This is a genomic window from Secundilactobacillus silagincola, from assembly GCF_002583405.1.
In the GTDB taxonomy this organism is placed as follows: domain Bacteria; phylum Bacillota; class Bacilli; order Lactobacillales; family Lactobacillaceae; genus Secundilactobacillus; species Secundilactobacillus silagincola.
In genome coordinates, this window is record NZ_BCMJ01000018.1 from 1 (window position 1) to 17,041 (window position 17,041).

The 17,041-nt window shown below is 42.0% G+C and carries 18 protein-coding genes and 1 other RNA gene; 7 read left to right on the plus strand and 12 right to left on the minus strand.

Annotated elements, in window-relative coordinates:
• Nucleotides 1–133: 133 nt before the first annotated feature.
• Complete coding sequence (gene ezrA / locus CES82_RS11800) at nucleotides 134–1,876, minus strand: septation ring formation regulator EzrA (RefSeq protein WP_098826495.1); 1,743 nt, start codon at nucleotides 1,874–1,876, stop codon at nucleotides 134–136.
• 175 nt (nucleotides 1,877–2,051) lie between these two features.
• Here ezrA and msrC point away from each other — a divergent pair, with 175 nt between their 5' ends.
• Nucleotides 2,052–2,525, plus strand: coding sequence for a free L-methionine (R)-S-oxide reductase MsrC (gene msrC / locus CES82_RS11805; protein WP_098826497.1), 474 nt, complete (start codon nucleotides 2,052–2,054; stop codon nucleotides 2,523–2,525).
• Nucleotides 2,526–2,719: 194 nt separating this feature from the next.
• Nucleotides 2,720–3,325, plus strand: coding sequence for a 30S ribosomal protein S4 (rpsD, locus tag CES82_RS11810; RefSeq protein ID WP_098826499.1), 606 nt, complete (start codon nucleotides 2,720–2,722; stop codon nucleotides 3,323–3,325).
• A gap of 66 nt (nucleotides 3,326–3,391) precedes the next feature.
• Here the strand turns inward: rpsD and CES82_RS11815 are convergent, their stop codons facing one another.
• Nucleotides 3,392–3,988 (minus strand): DUF1054 family protein, encoded by a 597-nt coding sequence (locus tag CES82_RS11815; RefSeq protein ID WP_098826501.1) that lies wholly within the window; start codon nucleotides 3,986–3,988, stop codon nucleotides 3,392–3,394.
• Nucleotides 3,989–4,076: 88 nt separating this feature from the next.
• On the opposite strand from CES82_RS11815, the gene CES82_RS11820 reads away from it, so the two are divergent.
• The 5 genes from CES82_RS11820 to CES82_RS11840 all read left to right on the plus strand — a co-directional run bounded on the left by CES82_RS11820 (nucleotide 4,077) and on the right by CES82_RS11840 (nucleotide 7,022).
• Nucleotides 4,077–4,544 (plus strand): YueI family protein, encoded by a 468-nt coding sequence (locus tag CES82_RS11820; RefSeq protein ID WP_098826503.1) that lies wholly within the window; start codon nucleotides 4,077–4,079, stop codon nucleotides 4,542–4,544.
• 22 nt (nucleotides 4,545–4,566) lie between these two features.
• Nucleotides 4,567–5,838, plus strand: a complete 1,272-nt coding sequence (locus CES82_RS11825) for a replication-associated recombination protein A (protein ID WP_098826505.1) — start codon at nucleotides 4,567–4,569, stop codon at nucleotides 5,836–5,838.
• A gap of 46 nt (nucleotides 5,839–5,884) precedes the next feature.
• A non-coding RNA gene (gene ssrS, locus CES82_RS11830) (6S RNA) lies at nucleotides 5,885–6,076 on the plus strand.
• A gap of 91 nt (nucleotides 6,077–6,167) precedes the next feature.
• The gene (locus CES82_RS11835) at nucleotides 6,168–6,458 is read left to right on the plus strand and encodes a hypothetical protein (protein ID WP_098826506.1); all 291 of its coding nucleotides are present in this window, start codon (nucleotides 6,168–6,170) and stop codon (nucleotides 6,456–6,458) included.
• A 78-nt stretch (nucleotides 6,459–6,536) separates the two neighbouring features.
• Nucleotides 6,537–7,022 (plus strand): universal stress protein, encoded by a 486-nt coding sequence (locus CES82_RS11840; protein WP_098826508.1) that lies wholly within the window; start codon nucleotides 6,537–6,539, stop codon nucleotides 7,020–7,022.
• Between the two features lie 79 nt (nucleotides 7,023–7,101).
• On the opposite strand, the gene CES82_RS11845 is transcribed toward CES82_RS11840, so the two are convergent.
• The 10 genes from CES82_RS11845 to CES82_RS11885 form a co-directional block, all read right to left on the minus strand.
• On the minus strand, nucleotides 7,102–7,671 hold the full coding sequence (locus CES82_RS11845; protein WP_098826510.1) for a DNA-3-methyladenine glycosylase I: 570 nt from the start codon (nucleotides 7,669–7,671) through the stop codon (nucleotides 7,102–7,104).
• Between the two features lie 152 nt (nucleotides 7,672–7,823).
• Nucleotides 7,824–8,591: an RNA-guided endonuclease InsQ/TnpB family protein gene (locus tag CES82_RS12740; RefSeq protein WP_263850140.1), complete on the minus strand. Its 768-nt coding sequence runs from the start codon at nucleotides 8,589–8,591 to the stop codon at nucleotides 7,824–7,826.
• Entirely contained in the window at nucleotides 8,492–9,031 is a 540-nt protein-coding gene (locus CES82_RS12745; RefSeq protein WP_225364908.1) for an RNA-guided endonuclease InsQ/TnpB family protein, read from the minus strand. Before CES82_RS12745 ends, CES82_RS12740 begins: the two co-directional genes overlap by 100 nt.
• A gap of 254 nt (nucleotides 9,032–9,285) precedes the next feature.
• Nucleotides 9,286–10,944 carry a glycerophosphodiester phosphodiesterase gene (locus CES82_RS11855; RefSeq protein ID WP_098826511.1) on the minus strand — a complete coding sequence of 553 codons (1,659 nt, stop codon included), beginning with the start codon at nucleotides 10,942–10,944 and terminating at the stop codon, nucleotides 9,286–9,288.
• An 11-nt stretch (nucleotides 10,945–10,955) separates the two neighbouring features.
• Entirely contained in the window at nucleotides 10,956–11,939 is a 984-nt protein-coding gene (locus CES82_RS11860; protein ID WP_098826513.1) for a DUF2785 domain-containing protein, read from the minus strand.
• A gap of 71 nt (nucleotides 11,940–12,010) precedes the next feature.
• A complete protein-coding gene (locus tag CES82_RS11865; protein ID WP_098826515.1) occupies nucleotides 12,011–12,793 on the minus strand; it encodes a hypothetical protein in 783 nt (260 codons plus the stop codon).
• A complete protein-coding gene (locus CES82_RS11870) occupies nucleotides 12,783–13,667 on the minus strand; it encodes an ATP-binding cassette domain-containing protein (RefSeq protein ID WP_098826517.1) in 885 nt (294 codons plus the stop codon). The genes CES82_RS11865 and CES82_RS11870 overlap by 11 nt, the downstream gene beginning before the upstream one ends.
• A complete protein-coding gene (locus CES82_RS11875; protein WP_098826519.1) occupies nucleotides 13,660–14,031 on the minus strand; it encodes a GntR family transcriptional regulator in 372 nt (123 codons plus the stop codon). The genes CES82_RS11870 and CES82_RS11875 overlap by 8 nt, the downstream gene beginning before the upstream one ends.
• A 33-nt stretch (nucleotides 14,032–14,064) precedes the next feature.
• Nucleotides 14,065–15,876 carry an FtsX-like permease family protein gene (locus CES82_RS11880; RefSeq protein WP_098826521.1) on the minus strand — a complete coding sequence of 604 codons (1,812 nt, stop codon included), beginning with the start codon at nucleotides 15,874–15,876 and terminating at the stop codon, nucleotides 14,065–14,067.
• A gap of 13 nt (nucleotides 15,877–15,889) precedes the next feature.
• Nucleotides 15,890–16,645, minus strand: coding sequence for an ABC transporter ATP-binding protein (locus CES82_RS11885; protein WP_098826523.1), 756 nt, complete (start codon nucleotides 16,643–16,645; stop codon nucleotides 15,890–15,892).
• Between the last annotated feature and the right edge of the window lie 396 nt (nucleotides 16,646–17,041).

The window sequence follows — 17,041 nt, forward strand, 5'->3', positions numbered from 1 at the left end:
GGATAGGCTTATTTAAGTGTATCCAATATTTAACAACCTACCATTCAATAAGCAATGAAAAAGCTTGAAGCGCTTGACTTTTGGTAGAAAAAAGCACCACCATTCCAAAAGAATTAGCAGTGCTTTATTAAGCTTATGCTTTATCCGAAACCTCGCTAGTTTCTTCCTTCGCCACCGGATTCTTAGTCTTATAGTATCGGTCTTCTAACCGTTTATAAGAGCCCGGCTCTACTTCATCTAAGACGGTTGCAATCGTCTCAAGACTCTTAGGGTAGTCGTAATCCTCGTCAAACAAGCGCTGTGCTTCTTGACTAGCGGTTGCAACCTCTTCGTGAGTCATTCGATAGCGATTAGCATACTGAATCAATTGTTCGGCTAGCTGAGCACTATCAATCAAATCGTTGGTCTTTTCAGTTAAAATATCCAAATCAGACTGAATCATAATCAACTGTTTAGTAATGTCTTCCATATTGATTTGAACCTGATTCATATCGTCAGTCAGCTTATCAATTTCATCACTGACAACCTGGTAATAATCCAAGTAACTTTTGGCTACCCCAGGTAGATTCAGGTTTTCAACTTCACGACGAATACTGTGCAATTTAAATTCAAACTGCTGTAAATTCTGATTAGCCTGTTCTTCTTCTTTAGCCAAGCCAGCGACAGAATCATTGATCTCCTGTTGCTGTTTTTCAATTTGAGTTAAATCATGGATTTGCCGCGTTTGGTGGGCTTCAACTTCCGTGTAGACAGCATCATTACTATGAATGTTTTCCATATCTCTTTGATACGCAGTTTCAATGTTACGAAGCTGCTCGGTAAACTCCCGAGTGGTTTCTAATTCATGGTGATCCAACGTATAGTTGTGATTCAGCCGTTCCAATTCTTTCATCAATAAACTATTCTGATTTTGAGCATGGCTGATAAACTTAGATAGATAATCAAGGTTTGGCGTCACCTTGGTCTTGGCTACCATTTCTTTTTGCATCAAATCATAAAAATGATCGATTTTGGTGGATAGCGCAGTATCGGCTTGTTTAACCGCATCAATATTCAATTTTGCCAGTTGCGTTTTGCTTTGATTGATTTCAGCCGGTAACGCAGCTATTTGATCCCTTAAGTCAGCAACGGGAAATTTATAACCTTGCGCTGACAGCTCACTTTCGCCCTGCGTTAATTCTTTAACTTGAGTTGGAAATTCGGTCTCAAGGTTAGTCACTAACGGTGGAATGGCTTTTAACATTTCATCTAAGTGGTCAGTATCAGTTTGAAGCTGTTCCAATAATTTGGCAGCCTCTTGATGATCGCCCTTGCTGGTCACTTCTCGGAAATGATCGTTGTCATCCTCCAACTTTCCTAACTGCGTTTCAAGGCCATCAATAGCATCACCATACATAAAGTTTTTCGCCAACAACGTTTTTCGTAAGGACTGATAACGTGCTTCCAGTGTCTTCACGGCCTGTTTATGCTGTGCATCGATCTTTTTGAGTTCGGAAACCTGATCTTGTACTTGTTTAATGGCCTGTTGCGCAACTTCCAGTGAAGCAGTCGCTTTTTTTGCTTCTTGTTGAGCCGCCATCACATGGTACTGCTTAGCGCTATTAATCGCGTCATTAACTTGCTGTTTGAGCCTTGGCAGCCGGTTTTCCTTCAAATCACCAAAATCCGTGGCAAGCTGTTCCACGTCTTTTAACGTCTTACCCGTTAAACTCATGGCACGAACTTGGTCAACCGAATCACTTAACTCATCAATTGTCAGTTCTTCTCTTTTTTGATCGATTCCCTTCAACCGTCTGATCAGATACTGCTGGTAAATTAATATACCGGCATAAATGACAATTGCCAGGATAATGACTCCTATTAATATCCTAAACATCTAATCCCCATCCTTCGTTACCAAAATACATTTTATATGTATATTAGATAGATAATGTTTGATTTTTAATCAAATACCCATTAAAATCTATACCAGCTTAAATTATAGCATACCTTGTGAAAAGGCTTCACCTGAATTTCAAGTTTCACAAACTAAAACGTAAGAGGTAATCAAAATGACAGAAACAAAGACTACGGTTTCAATGATGAACCAGCAGCTAGATGCACTTTTATACAATGAAACGAATTTGATTGCCAATCTATCAAATGCTTCAGCTTTATTGAACCAGACCATGTCTGACCTGAACTGGGCTGGCTTTTATCTCTATCAGCCTGAAGAAGATGAGCTCCTGCTCGGTCCGTTCCAGGGTAACGTTGCCTGCGTACACATTAAAAACGGCAATGGCGTCTGTGGTACAGCACTAAAAAACCAACAGCCTCAGTTGGTAAAAGACGTTCACCAATTTCCAGGTCACATTGCCTGTGATTCGGCTAGCAACAGTGAAGTCGTTATTCCTCTTACTAAGAACGGCGTTAAAATCGGTGTGATGGATCTAGATTCACCTAAACTCGGCCGTTTTACAGAAGATGATCAAGCGGAACTTGAACAATTCGCTACTATTCTGTTGAAACATATTGACATTAAGTAGTCATTGGAGATACACTGGTGTTTGTGTAAAATAATGCAGCGGTGAGCGGTAAGCTCGTCAACAGATCACTGCCAAAAGGTGGTTGGGTAAGTAACCTGCGGCTGCACAGGGTGAAAACCGCAAAGGGATCTGCACGAATATCAAACTCACGTCAAATTATTTTACTCCAACTAAAATTTTTGGAGGAACTATCTATGTCTCGTTATACAGGACCAAGCTGGCGTGTTTCACGTCGTCTTGGCGTTTCACTTTCAGGTACTGGTAAAGAATTAGCACGTCGTCCATTCGCACCCGGCGAACACGGCCAAGGTCGTCGTTCAAAGCTTTCTGAATATGGTACTCAATTACGTGAAAAGCAAAAGCTGCGTTTCACTTACGGTTTGACTGAACGTCAATTCCACAACTTATTCGTTCGCGCAGGTAAGATTCGCGAAGGTAAGCATGGTGTTAACTTCATGATCTTACTGGAACGTCGTTTAGACAACGTGGTTTACCGTTTAGGTTTGGCAACTACTCGTCGTCAAGCTCGTCAATTGGTTAACCATGGTCACATCACTGTTGATGGCAAGCGCCTTGACATCCCTTCATACGAAGTTAAACCTGGTCAAGTGATCAGCGTTCGTGAAAAGTCAAAGGATATGCAAATCATCAAGGATGCCGTTGAAGCCGTTGTTGGTCGTCCTCAATACGTTGAGTTCGATGCTGACAAACTTGAAGGTAAACTTGTTCGTTTACCACAACGTGAAGAATTGGATGCAGACCTCGATGAATCTCTTATCGTTGAATACTACAACCGTTAATAAGCGTTGTTTAACTAAAGAAAAGCAATTTGCGCTTCGTGTGCAAATTGCTTTTTTTATATTCTTCTACTGAATCAACTGACTAAAAAGCGGCCGCAGTTCGAACACTGTTTTAAGCACCTCTTGCTGGATTTGCTTTTCATGATCAAAAATGGAATCTCCACGAAACCACTGACGACCAACTAAAAAATCAGCTTGTTTAACCTGGTTATAATGAATTAACTGTTGTTCCAATCCCCCACTTGAGATTTGACTGTAGGCTTTAGCCATATGATTAGGGCTAATATCGTAGTGATCACTCAACTTAGCCAGTTCAGGCAACATGTCGGCCAATCGCTGAATCATTTGTGCCCGTTCCTTAGCCTCTGCTAAACTCGACAGCCAAACGAACAGCCGATCGTCCCAGAAACCAATCATCAGATGCGGATTCATTTTATAGCCACGTTTATCCGTACTGAACGCAACCCACGTATTCATCGGTGGGTTCTTATGGCGGCGTAAATGCTTAGCCACGTGTGCATAGATTGGCGTTTGAAAGCCTAACGTTTCGATCACTTGCGGTGCTAGTAGCTCAAATTTAGGATCGATTTCTGCCCGAATGCCAGCCATCCGCCCAGCTAAGGTTTGATCATCAAAAACCTGAAAATCAGAATCATTAAACAATGTCTCTCCACCCCATTCTTTACGATATCTGTGTTCACATAGAACATGTTACAATAGTCATACTATTAATGAAAGTTGGTGTTACGCAATGCCTGACAAAGATCAAATGACGTCTCACTTGGATAACGCCATGTATGGTCCACCAAAGCTACATCCCGATGAACAGCGGACTTACTTGGGAACGTTCCGTGAACGTGTCTCCTTACTCATGTCCATTGAACAGCTGCAAAACGGTAAATACTTAGCCGCTTTTCAAGCTGAACTGGTTGCTCACCCTGACTACCAAGTGATCTTTAACGGCCACACCGGCATGTCAGCTTTAAAACCCTATCTTCAAGTTGCTGGTCAGCTTCAGCGTGCATTCACGATCGTTCAAGACGATTTTTATGGAGCGAAGCCCACGGATTCCGGCTTAGTTGTGATTTCAAAGAAAGCAATCAATGCCTTCCCAATTAAAGTTGAAGACAAAGCGGTCGATCCAGACACAGCACAGCCAGTTGCTAATAATGAGCATTCAACGTTTTGGAGCAAAATGAAAAAGCATCTCGGCCTTTAAATTATTTGAAAGAAGTCTAATTATGCCACAACCTTTAGCTTACCGCATGCGACCACAGCGGATCGAAGACGTGGTCGGACAGCAGCACTTAGTTGGCCCAGGTAAAATCATTTCCCGAATGGTCAAAGCAAAAATGCTGTCGTCAATGATTTTATACGGACCGCCTGGCACCGGCAAAACCAGTATTGCCAGTGCCATTGCTGGCTCAACCAAATACGCTTTTCGAAAACTGAACGCCGCCACGGATACTAAAAAGGATCTCCAAATCGTTGCTGAAGAAGCTAAGATGAGCGGTACCGTCATTCTTTTACTGGACGAAATTCACCGACTAGACAAAACAAAGCAGGATTTTTTGCTACCCCATTTAGAAAACGGTCGCATCGTACTGATCGGTGCAACAACCGAAAATCCATACATCAGTATTAATCCGGCAATTCGCAGCCGGACACAGATTTTTGAAGTTAAACCACTGATGCCGGCCGACATTCGCATAGCGATTGACCGTGCCCTTACCGATAAGGAAAACGGCCTGGGTAATCAAAAAATTGATTTGGCTCCAGAGGCTGAAAGTCTTTTGACCACCGCAACTAATGGTGACTTAAGAAGCGCCCTAAACGGTCTAGAATTAGCAGCTAAGTCCACGGACTCAACCGATGGTGTCATTCACCTCACCTTGCCGATCATTGAAGAATGCCTGCAAAAAAAGGCTTTTAGTCATGATAAAGATGGTGACGCACACTATGATGTCATTTCTGCCTTTCAAAAATCAATCCGGGGAAGCGATACCGATGCTGCTTTACACTACTTAGCCCGGTTAGTCACTGCTGGTGATCTCCCAACCATTGCTCGTCGCTTAACCGTTATCGCTTACGAAGACATTGGCTTAGCCAATCCGCCAGCGGCTGCCCGTGTCGTTGAAGCCGTTACTGCTGCACAACGATTGGGATTCCCAGAAGCTCGAATTCCCCTTGCCGATGCTGTGATTGAATTATGCTTATCACCCAAGTCAAACTCCGGTATGATGGCCATTGACGCTGCCATGTCTGATATTAGCTCAGGTCATTTTGGTGATATTCCAGCGCATTTAAAGGACTCACACTATAAGGGTGCAGCTGATCTTGGACATGGTGTTGATTACAAGTACCCACACAATTTTACAAACGACTGGGTCAAACAGCAATACCTACCCGATAAAATTAAAAATGCACAGTATTATGAACCAAAAACTAACGGCAAATTTGAAACTGCTTTGGCACAGCAGTATGAACGCCTGAGAAAAGCTCAGCGATCTTAAAAACAATCAAAATGGCAAAATGAGCTAAAATATGCTAGTATATATATAAGTTCTAGGGTGTGCGCGTTGTCCACATACGTGTTTGCCGAACAACTAATGTTACATTGGGACATGGGATAACTCTTCCGGATTGCAGGCCTTTACACTTGGTAGCATGAACGCAGATATACCCGTCCCACCTGCTTTTATCAGCGGGCCAAAACCTATCGGACAAATTAACGGCACTATTAGATCTTCAAAGTGGCAACACTTTGGGGCTGGCTTGCACCTTGTAAGTCAGCTTTTTTTATTTTATAACAATAAATGGCGTAAAGCCTTGGAGGTTCCCCGTGGTTATTAATATTTTGATGATTCTGTACGTGTTACTCACTTTTTTTATTGGCTGGTTCTTTCTCACTCACACGCACCGACCATTCCTCGTTTTCCATCCCGAGGAGAACCCAAACTTATCAGGAATTGTTAAGTTTGGCGGCTGGTCGTTAATCGTCGTTGGTGTCATTGCTGCAGTGGCAACCATCATGCAAAACGACGTGTTTATTTCCATGACACTATTGATTGGTGTGCTTGATATCCTAGCCATTCAATTAATGCTAGTTCACTTCTTCCCGAAAATTAAATGAAAACGGTTTACATTTCTCTTTTTATTTACCGAAAAATAACGTAAAATAGAGGTAACAAGTAGAGAGAGGTGAGTCATCATGTTACAACAATACAAACACATCTTAGTTCCAGTTGATGGTTCTTACGAAGCCGAGTTAGCATTCGAAAAAGCTGTGGCTGTTGCCAAACGAAACGATTCTGACCTGCATCTGGTTCACGTTGTGGATACCCGGGCATTTCAAAACATTTCTAGCTTCGATACAACGATGGTTGAAGAAGTAACCGATACTGCCAAGAAAACCTTGGACAAGTATATTCAACAAGCAAAAGATGCCGGCGTTAGCAGCGTTGACTACTCGATTGAATACGGTGCACCAAAGACCATTATCGCCCGTGATATGCCTAAGAAACTGGGCATTGATCTCATCATGATCGGTGCCACTGGCCTAAACGCAGTGGAGCGGTTATTGATTGGTTCTGTCACCGAATACGTTACCCGTACAGCCGTTTGCGATGTTCTGGTTGTTCGGACAGACTTGGAAAATAAGCCAGCTAAACAACCCGCTAAAAAAGCAGAGAAATAAGTTTAATTATCATCAAAAGAGGTCACTCAATATTTGAGTGACCTCTTTTGATGTCTTGTTTCGTATTTAAATGAGTATGTCAAACTTCCTCAGAAATTTCATCGTGCCGATAGCAGTCCGCTAAATGATCGTTCACAATACCAGAAGCTTGCAGTAGCGAATAACAGGTTTTAGGGCCAATGCGTTTAAACCCTAAATGCCGTAGCGTCTGTGACAATTCCGACACGAACCACTCAACATCAAGTTTTTCAGCTGGTTGCAAGTGATGATCTAACGGCATGCCATTAACTAGCTGCCAGAGCGTTTCACTCAAGCTCCAGTCCAATTCATGCAAACTATTAAGTACTCGCGCATTTTCAATAACAGCATCAATTTTCTGACGATTACGAATGATTCGATCATCATGATATAGATCTTGCATCTGACCGGGTGTGAGCTGTGCTAATTTATCCGGCTCAAACTGCTCAAACGCCATTCTCAACGCCTCTCGGTATTTCAAAATCAAATGCCAAGTTAATCCTGCCTGAAAAATCTCCAAAGATAGGTTTTCAAACAGCTGGCGCTCATCATGGACGGGAACACCCCACTCTAAATCATGGTAAATTAACAGTTGTGGACTCTTTTCAGCCCACGGACATCTCGTTGTCATCTGATCAGCTGCTACTGATAACTTATAAAAAGTTATAGATTATTCTTGCTTCTCCCTATCCTGCCTCGCATGAAACTCACTAATACAGTTGATATGATAGTCCACAAGCGTTAATTCCCGGCTAGCCACCGGTACATGCTTTGAAACCTGTGTTAGTAGGCTAGTTCAAAGTTTTCAGTATCCCTGACGTTTAAGGCCGCGTTAATATCTCGATTTGCAGTATAACTACATTTAGGACATTGATAGGTTCGCTCACTTAGCTTTAAATCAACTTTTTTATAGCCACATTGATGGCATAATTTAGAAGTTGGTTCAAACCGGTCAGTTAAGTGTACCGGAATGCCTAGTTGCTGGCATTTAGAAACTAACTTGATTCTAAAGTTATAAAAGCCTTGGTAACTAACTGCTTTAGCTAAATGCCGATTTTTCATCATACCTCTAACATTCAAGTCCTCTAAGGCTACCCACTGCGGTTTGGTTCTCACTACAGTAGCGATAATCTTATTTTGATAATCTACCTGAATGTTGGTTAATCGTTGATACAAGCGTTGCACTTTCAGCTGAGTTTTAGCTAGATTTAAATCAGTAGCAGATTTCCCTTCTTTCTGTTTTCTAGCTTTCAGTGCTTGATACTGACGGGACAACTTTCTTTGTAGCCGTCGCAGACGTTTTCTGATGCGTCTTATCCAACTACTTTTATTCTGATTGTGATACAAAGTGCCATTGTTTAAAATGGCAAACTCTTTTAAACCAAGGTCAATGCCAATGGACTCACCGGTCAGTTCTAACTTTGGTAGTTCGGCCTGTTCCACCAAACAGGTCAGGTAATACCGACCAGCTTTGAATTGATCCGGCCTTGTTTGATAACAAAGTGTTCTGAGTCTGTCGGAATGTAGCCAAACTCTTTCAAACGTACCCAGCCAAGCTTGGGTAACTTAATACGGTGACGCTGACAAGCAATAATCTGTGTTTTACTGTTTTTAACAAAGTAGTAACTGCCTTGACCCCGTTTAAAAGATCGCCAATTGGGAAAACCACTCTGTTTCTTGAAAAATCGCTTCATAGCCGAATCCGCATCAATAAAAGCTTGTTTGACCGATTTGGCATATAAATCTTTAATCCACCTGTCATCAGGATTACTCTCAAGATACTCATGGTTAAACCACTTGCTGAACTCATAAGCGCCCATGTAGTGATAACCGCACTCATAACGCTGCCGGTTGATACCCAAAAACAAGTTATAGGCCCAACGACTGCCACCAATATGACAATCAATCTGCCAAGCTTGTTTTTCAGTCGGCTTAATCTCGACTTTATAGGTGAGTAACATCAGTTGTTCCGCCTTATTGAATTTAATCACCAAGGTGAGGTGTCCCTCATATTATACGGGATAGATTTATCCCAAAAAGCCTTTTAATGAAATTCATATAATTCACTACATAGAAGCTATTAGCTAATACGGAAAATTTAACGCCTAACTTTAACCTTGTGATATCTTTTACCAGACTTATAAGCATACGCAATAGGATAGAAGCACCACTTTACAAAGATTGATATCCTTTTACAGCAAAACAGTTACTGTTCATTCCTCCTTATAGAGCTAAATACGCAAAATCAGCAGAACTGGTTCACCACGTTTTCAACGATTGCCCAGTTAAACTGCTTAAGCGGCTGTCGGTTCACTTGCTGGAGCTGTGTCATCTGATTGGTAATCTGACCGTCCACGCCAAGGACTCGCATGATTTGCATATCAGCAATCTTATCAGGTGTCCAAACAAATACTGGTGCCCCAATAGAATGCGCCTGCCTGATCATGGTCGTATTAAGGCCGATTGCCTGAAGAGAATAGAAGTCCGCCGGTAGTTTTTTAATCGACATCACGTTTAAGGGGACGATGTAGCCGACAATCAAATTAGGATTAAGTTGTTTCAGCTTTAGAACTGCCTGATAACTCATGGTGTGCACAAAATCGTGACTGCTTATTAATTGCTCACCATATTGTGTATCAAAGCGTTGAATCATGTCTGCACTGTCCTGTGGTGTCACTTTGATTTCAACGATCAAACGTTGATTAACTTTTTTTGCCGCCTTCAAATAACTGGCTAAGCTCACAATTGTAGTGGTCTTACCGTTTTTTTCCGCATGATGCTTTTTGAGCTGCTCTAAGGTCAAATTCTGAATATCGGTCACTTTCGCACCCGTATCAGTTTTCAAGTTCACATCTTGGCCATGTGACACCACAAACTGCCCGTCTTTGGTTTCCTGAACGTCGATCTCCACAAAACTCGGCTTGTGCTTAACGGTATTTTCAAATGCGTCTAATGAATTAGGAACACCGTTGTTGCCAATAACACCGCGATGGGCGATCGTCAGACTTGGAGACGCAGCCACTGAACCAAAATGGAAGGCTTGAAACCCAAAAAGAATCACCAGCAGCATAACTAGCCCCGTTGGAAACCAAGCCATACTGTGTAAATGTTCATCATCGTCAGAAAAATCCGGCTGAAACTTAGGTTGGGCAATGGATTCCCAAACGATGGCAAGTAAAAAGACGCTCAGCCCTATCAGCGAAAAAGCAACCAGTACCACTAGTGCAAGTAAGCTAGTACCATTACCAATGCCATTAGAAAGCTGATTACTTAAAACACGCAACCCCGAAACGACTAAGTGATTAATGATGAACATGGGCAACCAGATAGCAATTAAAGGACGCAAAAACCAGACTAATCGGTGCCAGCCACTAATCGGAACCAGTTCTGGCTTAACCGTCACCCTTAAGTAACTGAGCAACTGAAGAAAGACATATAGTAAAACGGCATACAGGACCGCTAAGATGACCACAACTACCCGTCGTTGCATGACGACGGTGTCAACCCACTTAAGAGGTAACATCACTAGGTTCAGTACTGGCGCTGTAAAACCCGCATCACCAAAGGGCAGCCACAAAGCAGCTAATAAAATCACTAACGCCACTAATTGCAGCCATCGCTTAGACAACCTACGCCACGCTGTCAGCATCAGCAAATCAGTTTGATTTAAAATCGTTTTATTGGTAGTAAACGCGGTTAAAATGAGATTCAATTCAAAAATTAATCCAGACAGAAAGCCAATAATCAAAATCACTTTAATGGCAACGAGGCCTGGATTTAACATTAGAATATGCAGCGTCATTAAGAGTGCTAACAATAAAAGCCAGCCAAGATTAACTGCGCGTACTTTTAATAATTGATAACTTGTTTGAAATAAACGTCGATAATAATTGATTGGTTTCACCCTTTCACCCACTAAGCCAGAAAATCGATCACCGAACGCAAGTATTGCATGATTGCATCGCTGAAGTCGTGTCTGACAATCATTGATTCAATCAGGCGACCACGATTATAAATTCGATTCCAGCCTGACTGACTCTCTTGCTGCTGGATGATGACCAGTTCCTGCCGCCAATGTTTAAGCTGCTTTAAAAAGTAGTCAGCATATAACTGATTCTTATTTGTTAATCGGGCAAAATAACCTGCTAAACGCTGGGGTTCCCCAAAAATTAAAGCACCATCCAGCGTTTTGTATCGTTCAATGATAATCGCCATCAGAAAAAGTTTGTCAGCTCGCGTCAGCCGTTCTCGCTCGGACAACTCATCCAATAAATTGCCAACGTGCGTAAAAGCATGCGCCCAGCCGTTAGTTTTAATGAACCCACGAGTATCGGCTTCAAGTACCATATACAACGCCAGCTGGTTAACCACTTGATTAACCAGCTCCTGGTCCAAAAAGTGGTAACCTGCCCGATCGGCATACAATAGAACCGAAAGCAGCAGTACTGCAAACGCTCGTTGGTAAATAGCATCATTTTCAGGTTCAAGAATGTGGGCAAAAAGAACCGTGTCGCTGGTCAGGTATCGAACAATCATCGTCATTTGCTGATTGGATAGTAAATGTTGCTGAATCAGATCATTGAATAAGAAATAAATGCCTTTGTCCCGAACACTTGGATCTGAAGACCCAATGTGCCGTACTAACTGAAGGACTTGCTGGTCGCTGACCGTGGCCAATGATTCTGCTTTCAGTTGATCATTCAGTTGAGTCAATAAATCTCGAATCCCGTCGTTATCATCAGGTAACTGTACTGCAGTTGCAACCGGTTCACGTTTCACGGATGTCACTAAGGACTCAAGTCGCGTACCCAGTGACTGAAACAGTTCTCCCGCATTAACCTGTTGACGAATCTCATTTAGCTGTTCACGTATGTCATCTATCTGATTGTTGGCTTCCACTTTTCTCGCTCCGATCTTTGATCATGTTCTTATTTTAGCACGTTTATGACCGGTGAGAAAATGGGGACTGCTTATCTTGGCACGCGGAAGCGTAAGGTTAATCGATAGCTAATCAGTAGCATCACGATAATATATACTGCACCAGAGATCATGGGTGCAAACGCAACGAAGTGACCAGTATCAGCTGACTGATTCCCCATACCAACGATGAACAGTAGGAAATCACCAAGCCAAGTTAACTTTAAACTCGTTTGATCATTCAACATGACTAGCACTACAAGTAAGACAAAAAGTAACACTGGCATCCCAATAATACTGATCCGTTGAACGCGCCGATTGAATAAGCCTAAACACGATCCGATCACCATTCCTGTTACCATAATGCAGGCAATAAACAGCATCGTAATGATTAACACCGATACCGTATTGGCAGCTGCTGAATCAAAGTAGTGCCCATAAAGGACGCTAAACGTCATCACCGGATTCTTCTTCGTATTAATAAATTGACGGTAAAATACACCATACAGCAGATTAATGACCTCACCCACCACTAAAATAACGGTCAACGCATACAATTTGCTGAAGAAATAAGTTTTCCGGCCCAGTCCATTTTGAATAAATAACTTGAAGCCGTCATAGCTGATACCACCAAACACAAATAAGTAGAAACCCAGAATTAACGCTGGCAAAAACTGAGGTAGGTAGTCATTGATATCATAAATGTTGATTCGACCCAGAACCAGAGAAATGGCAAAAGGTAAAATCACAACCACGGCAATCGACCAAAGATAAACCCAGCCGAAGGATTTAAAGTAATTTTTGAGTTGATACGAAAAGGCTGCTTTAATTTTCAACGGTGACTACCTCCTGATTAGTCAAATAGATGAATAAACGTTGTAAATCAATGTGGCTAGTGGATATGGTATCCGGTATTGGCCGATCACCGTCCAGCTCACCGTAAACGTATTGCACCCTCAAGTTGCCTAACGCTTCGTGGCCAATGACATTTAAGCCAGCTGTGTATGCCTCAACGTCTGCAGCTGGACCAGTTATGGCAAACCCCTTATTCAGCACATTTTCAGTGGTGTCATCAACGATAATTTGGTGATTCTGCAATACCCAAACACGTTCAATTAAGTTGCTGACTTCTTCTATTAAGTGGGTCGAAATAACAAAACTTCGTGGCCGTTTAGCATAACTATCTAGTAACGCATTATAAAATAGGCGTCGATGATTCGCATCCAGACCTAACGTTGGCTCATCCAAAAAAACGTAATCAACATCTACCGCCAAGGCGATAATCAGTTTCATGATTGACCGAGAGCCAGTAGATAATTTATTGAAGCGGGTATCGGTATTTAATTCAAACTGTTCCGCCAATGTTTGTGCCAATCTCATATCCATCCCTCGATAGAGCTGTGTTGTTAATTTAAAAATCTCCTTAACTCGCATCCGTGATGGATAAAGATTAGCTTCACTCATCAGATAAATTCGGTTAAGCACGTCATCGTTATCAGTCACCGTTTGACCGCCAATGGTGACTTCTCCACCGCTTAACGGAATGCGGTTAGTAATAATGTTAAATAACGTACTCTTTCCCGCACCGTTTCTTCCCAGTAACCCATAAATGGTCTCGGGTTCGATTGTGAGATCAATATTGTTAAGAACTTGCTGCTTAGCAAAATCTTTACTGACTTGGTTAATTTTAATTGGCTTAGGTTTAGCCATTTTTGAACCCCCTCTTTATCATTTCAAGAATGGTTGTTTCTGGCAAAGTCAGTTTTTTAGCCTCTTTCACCAGGTTAACCACGTAATCTTCGTAAAATTCGTTCTGCCGTTTTTCTCGAATTTTAGCGTGAGCACCAGTTGCCACAAACATCCCTAGGCCACGTCTTTTTTCCAAAAAACCATCGCTAACCAAAATGTTCATCCCTTTAAGAACCGTGGCAGGGTTGATGTGAAACTGTTTAGATACCTCAGTCGTCGAAGGAACTTGAGTACCCTCTTCAAAGCTGTTTGTAAAAATCGCCTCTTCAATTTGTTGAGCAACCTGAAGATACAGTGGTTCAGTACTATTAAAGTCAAACTGCATGATCCACCATCCAATCCTTCCTTTCACCGTTAACTATTTATCAATAGTGAGCTTTGGTAATACAATATGCTCGTAAAGTTGCACGGTTATAATGTAATAAATCATATACAAGACAAAGAAAATTGTAAATGGTAACCAAATTTGATAGTAGGGATTGAGCATCAACACCCTGAACATTTGAAGGCCAAACATGACATGGACGACCCCAACGATTGCTGGTAGAACAAATAAAACCAGAATCTCTCGAGCAATTGAACCCCGTAATTGTGATGGCCGAGCACCGATTTTATTCAACATCTCATAGCGCTTCTTATCCGTTGCCGCACCACTGAGAATCTTAAACATGAGACAACTGGCAAGCATCGCCAAAAAAGCAATGCCTAAGAAGAAGCCCATAAATTCAAGTCCACCAAACAGGGCCGTACTAAGAACAAATGTACTGTAGGCTCCTGGAATTGTCTCCACCGATGGATTACCCATGCTAGCCACAATTCGTTTCAGTTCTGCCTTGTCAGCCTGCAGATTCTTAACTCTGAACAGCGTTAATTTCTGTGTACGCACCGGTAATTTATTAAAACTTGCTGCTGAAACAAGTCGAATTGATTTTTGAGGTGCATTCGGTTGCAGTTCCATCAACTGTTCGGGATGACCCTTTAACTGAGCGCTGGTAAGACTACGATATGTCGGTGATGCTAACCGATTTTTTTGCTTTGCATCCAGCGGTGATTTAAAACCAGTAAACTGCAACGGACTTTTTTTTAATTGGTCAGCACGATAATAAATGACCTTGTTCGCTTCTTTTTGCTGATAAGTCACCTTTGTGTCCAAAGTTAACTTATTAATGAGTTGATTGGTTTGTCGAGATGGATTTTTGATTGCCATGGTATAGGCACTGCTGGCGGTTGATAAGGCCGTTACTTGCCGCTGCATCCCAATACCTACCGTGATCGCCCCCAATGACAGCGCAATTAGGATTGAAACCACTGATAAAATCTTGGTGTAATTATGAATCCGAAAGCTAAGCTGCGATAACGTAAAATTTCTTAATCCGCGGTTCGCCCAATCCGAACGCTTAAACAATAGGATCAGCCAAACAAAAATTGCGTTGAATAAAAAGTACGTTCCTAACACAACTGTGACTAAACCAATCGGGATGGTACTCAAAGCAAACTTTTCAATGTGACTCATGGCATAGTAGCCAACCAGCAGTAAGACAGCACCCACTACTACTTGTAAAAACTGACTGACAGGTTTTAGTACGGGCCTGTTGGGTTGACTATCACCTTTTAACAATTGCAGTACAGCAGTTTTGGTTAAAGCAAAACGGTTGATCACACCAGCAATTAAAAATAGGACTAAGTACAACACGATGGTGGTGACCACTGCTGGTAGATAAAAAGCGCTAAAATGTTGCAATTTAGTACCAATCATCCGACTCATTAGAAAAGGTCCAACGGTCGCGGTGAGTCCCCAGCCTACTAATACACCGATTACGCTGGCAATCGTACCAATCGTCATTGTCTCCAATAGAATTAACTGGCCAATTTTGGATTGCTTCGCGCCAAGCATCATGAATAAGCCGTAATCATGACGCCGCATACTCATCAAGAAAGAATTCGCGTAAAAAACGTAAACCAGCGTAATAATAGTTAGCAAGATAGCACCAAATAAAAAAATGAAGTTAGCACCCGTAATCTGTTGTGCATTAGCTTTAATAAACGCCTTATTGGTTGCTAGTGATTCAAACATATAAAAGATAGCACTGGACATGATTAGACCGAAAAACAGTACAATATAGTCTTTTAGCCGACTCTTAATACCGGCAAATGCAAGTTTATTTAACATTCTGCGTCTCCCCCTAATCGAACGTGCCAAGTGTATCAAGGATGGCTTGATAGAATTGCTGACGGGTTTGAGTGCCTCTTCTTATTTCTTGACCAATTTTGCCATCTTTAATGAACAATATTCGTTGACAATAACTGGCAGAAAACGGATCGTGGGTCACCAGCAAAATGGGAACCTGCTGTTCGTGATTGATAGTGACCAGCATTTCAAGCAAATCCCGAGCACTGTTGGAATCCAAGGCACCAGTCGGCTCATCACCAAAGAGTATGGCAGGATGAGAAACTAATGCACGTGCTGCGGCCACTCGCTGCTTTTGCCCACCAGAAATTTCTGTGGGATATTTCTCTAAAATTCCCTCAATGTTCAATTGTTCTGCAACGCGTTGCACTTCAGGTTGCGCTTTTTTGCGCCCAACATTCTGTAATGAGAGTGGTAACGCAATATTTTCGTAGTTGGTTAAATTCTCCAATAAATTAAAATCTTGGAAAATAAAGCCAACCTGTTTGGCTCGGAAATCAGCAATTTGGTTGCCCTTCAAATTAGTCAAGACTTGCTGATTGATCTCTACTTCACCTGAAGTTGGTTCATCTAACGTCGCTAGAATATTAAGTAGGGTTGTTTTACCTGAGCCTGAGGCCCCCATGATGCCAACAAACTCATCCTTAGTGACATCAAAGCTAATCCCTTTTAATGCTTCGTACTGTTTTTCATTCGCTTTACCATAGGTTTTGTGTAAGTCTCTTACTGAGACAACTGGGGTATCTGTCATGATTCTCCTCCGTTATTAGATAGTACCGTCCGTTCTTGTTATTTGGTTAGTTACTTATGTAGCTAACTATAACGGTAGTACTGGTACTTGTCAATTAAGAATTTGAATTTAACTATAAAATTCCCCTCACCTTGCCTAAACGCGCAAAAAGGGACAGCCCCCGGCCGTATAACAGGAAGAACCCTACTACCCAAGTTCGGGGTGTCTTACTTTTATCTTGCCTAAACGCGTAAAAAGGGACAGTCCCCGGCCGTATAACAGGAAGAACCCTACCACCCAAGTTCGGGGTGTCTTACTTTTATCGGTTCTACAATATCTGTTGTTGGTAATAGATTATATCTATTACTGACAACAGATTTTTTGTACACTATTAAATAAAAAACGGGCATTCCCGCC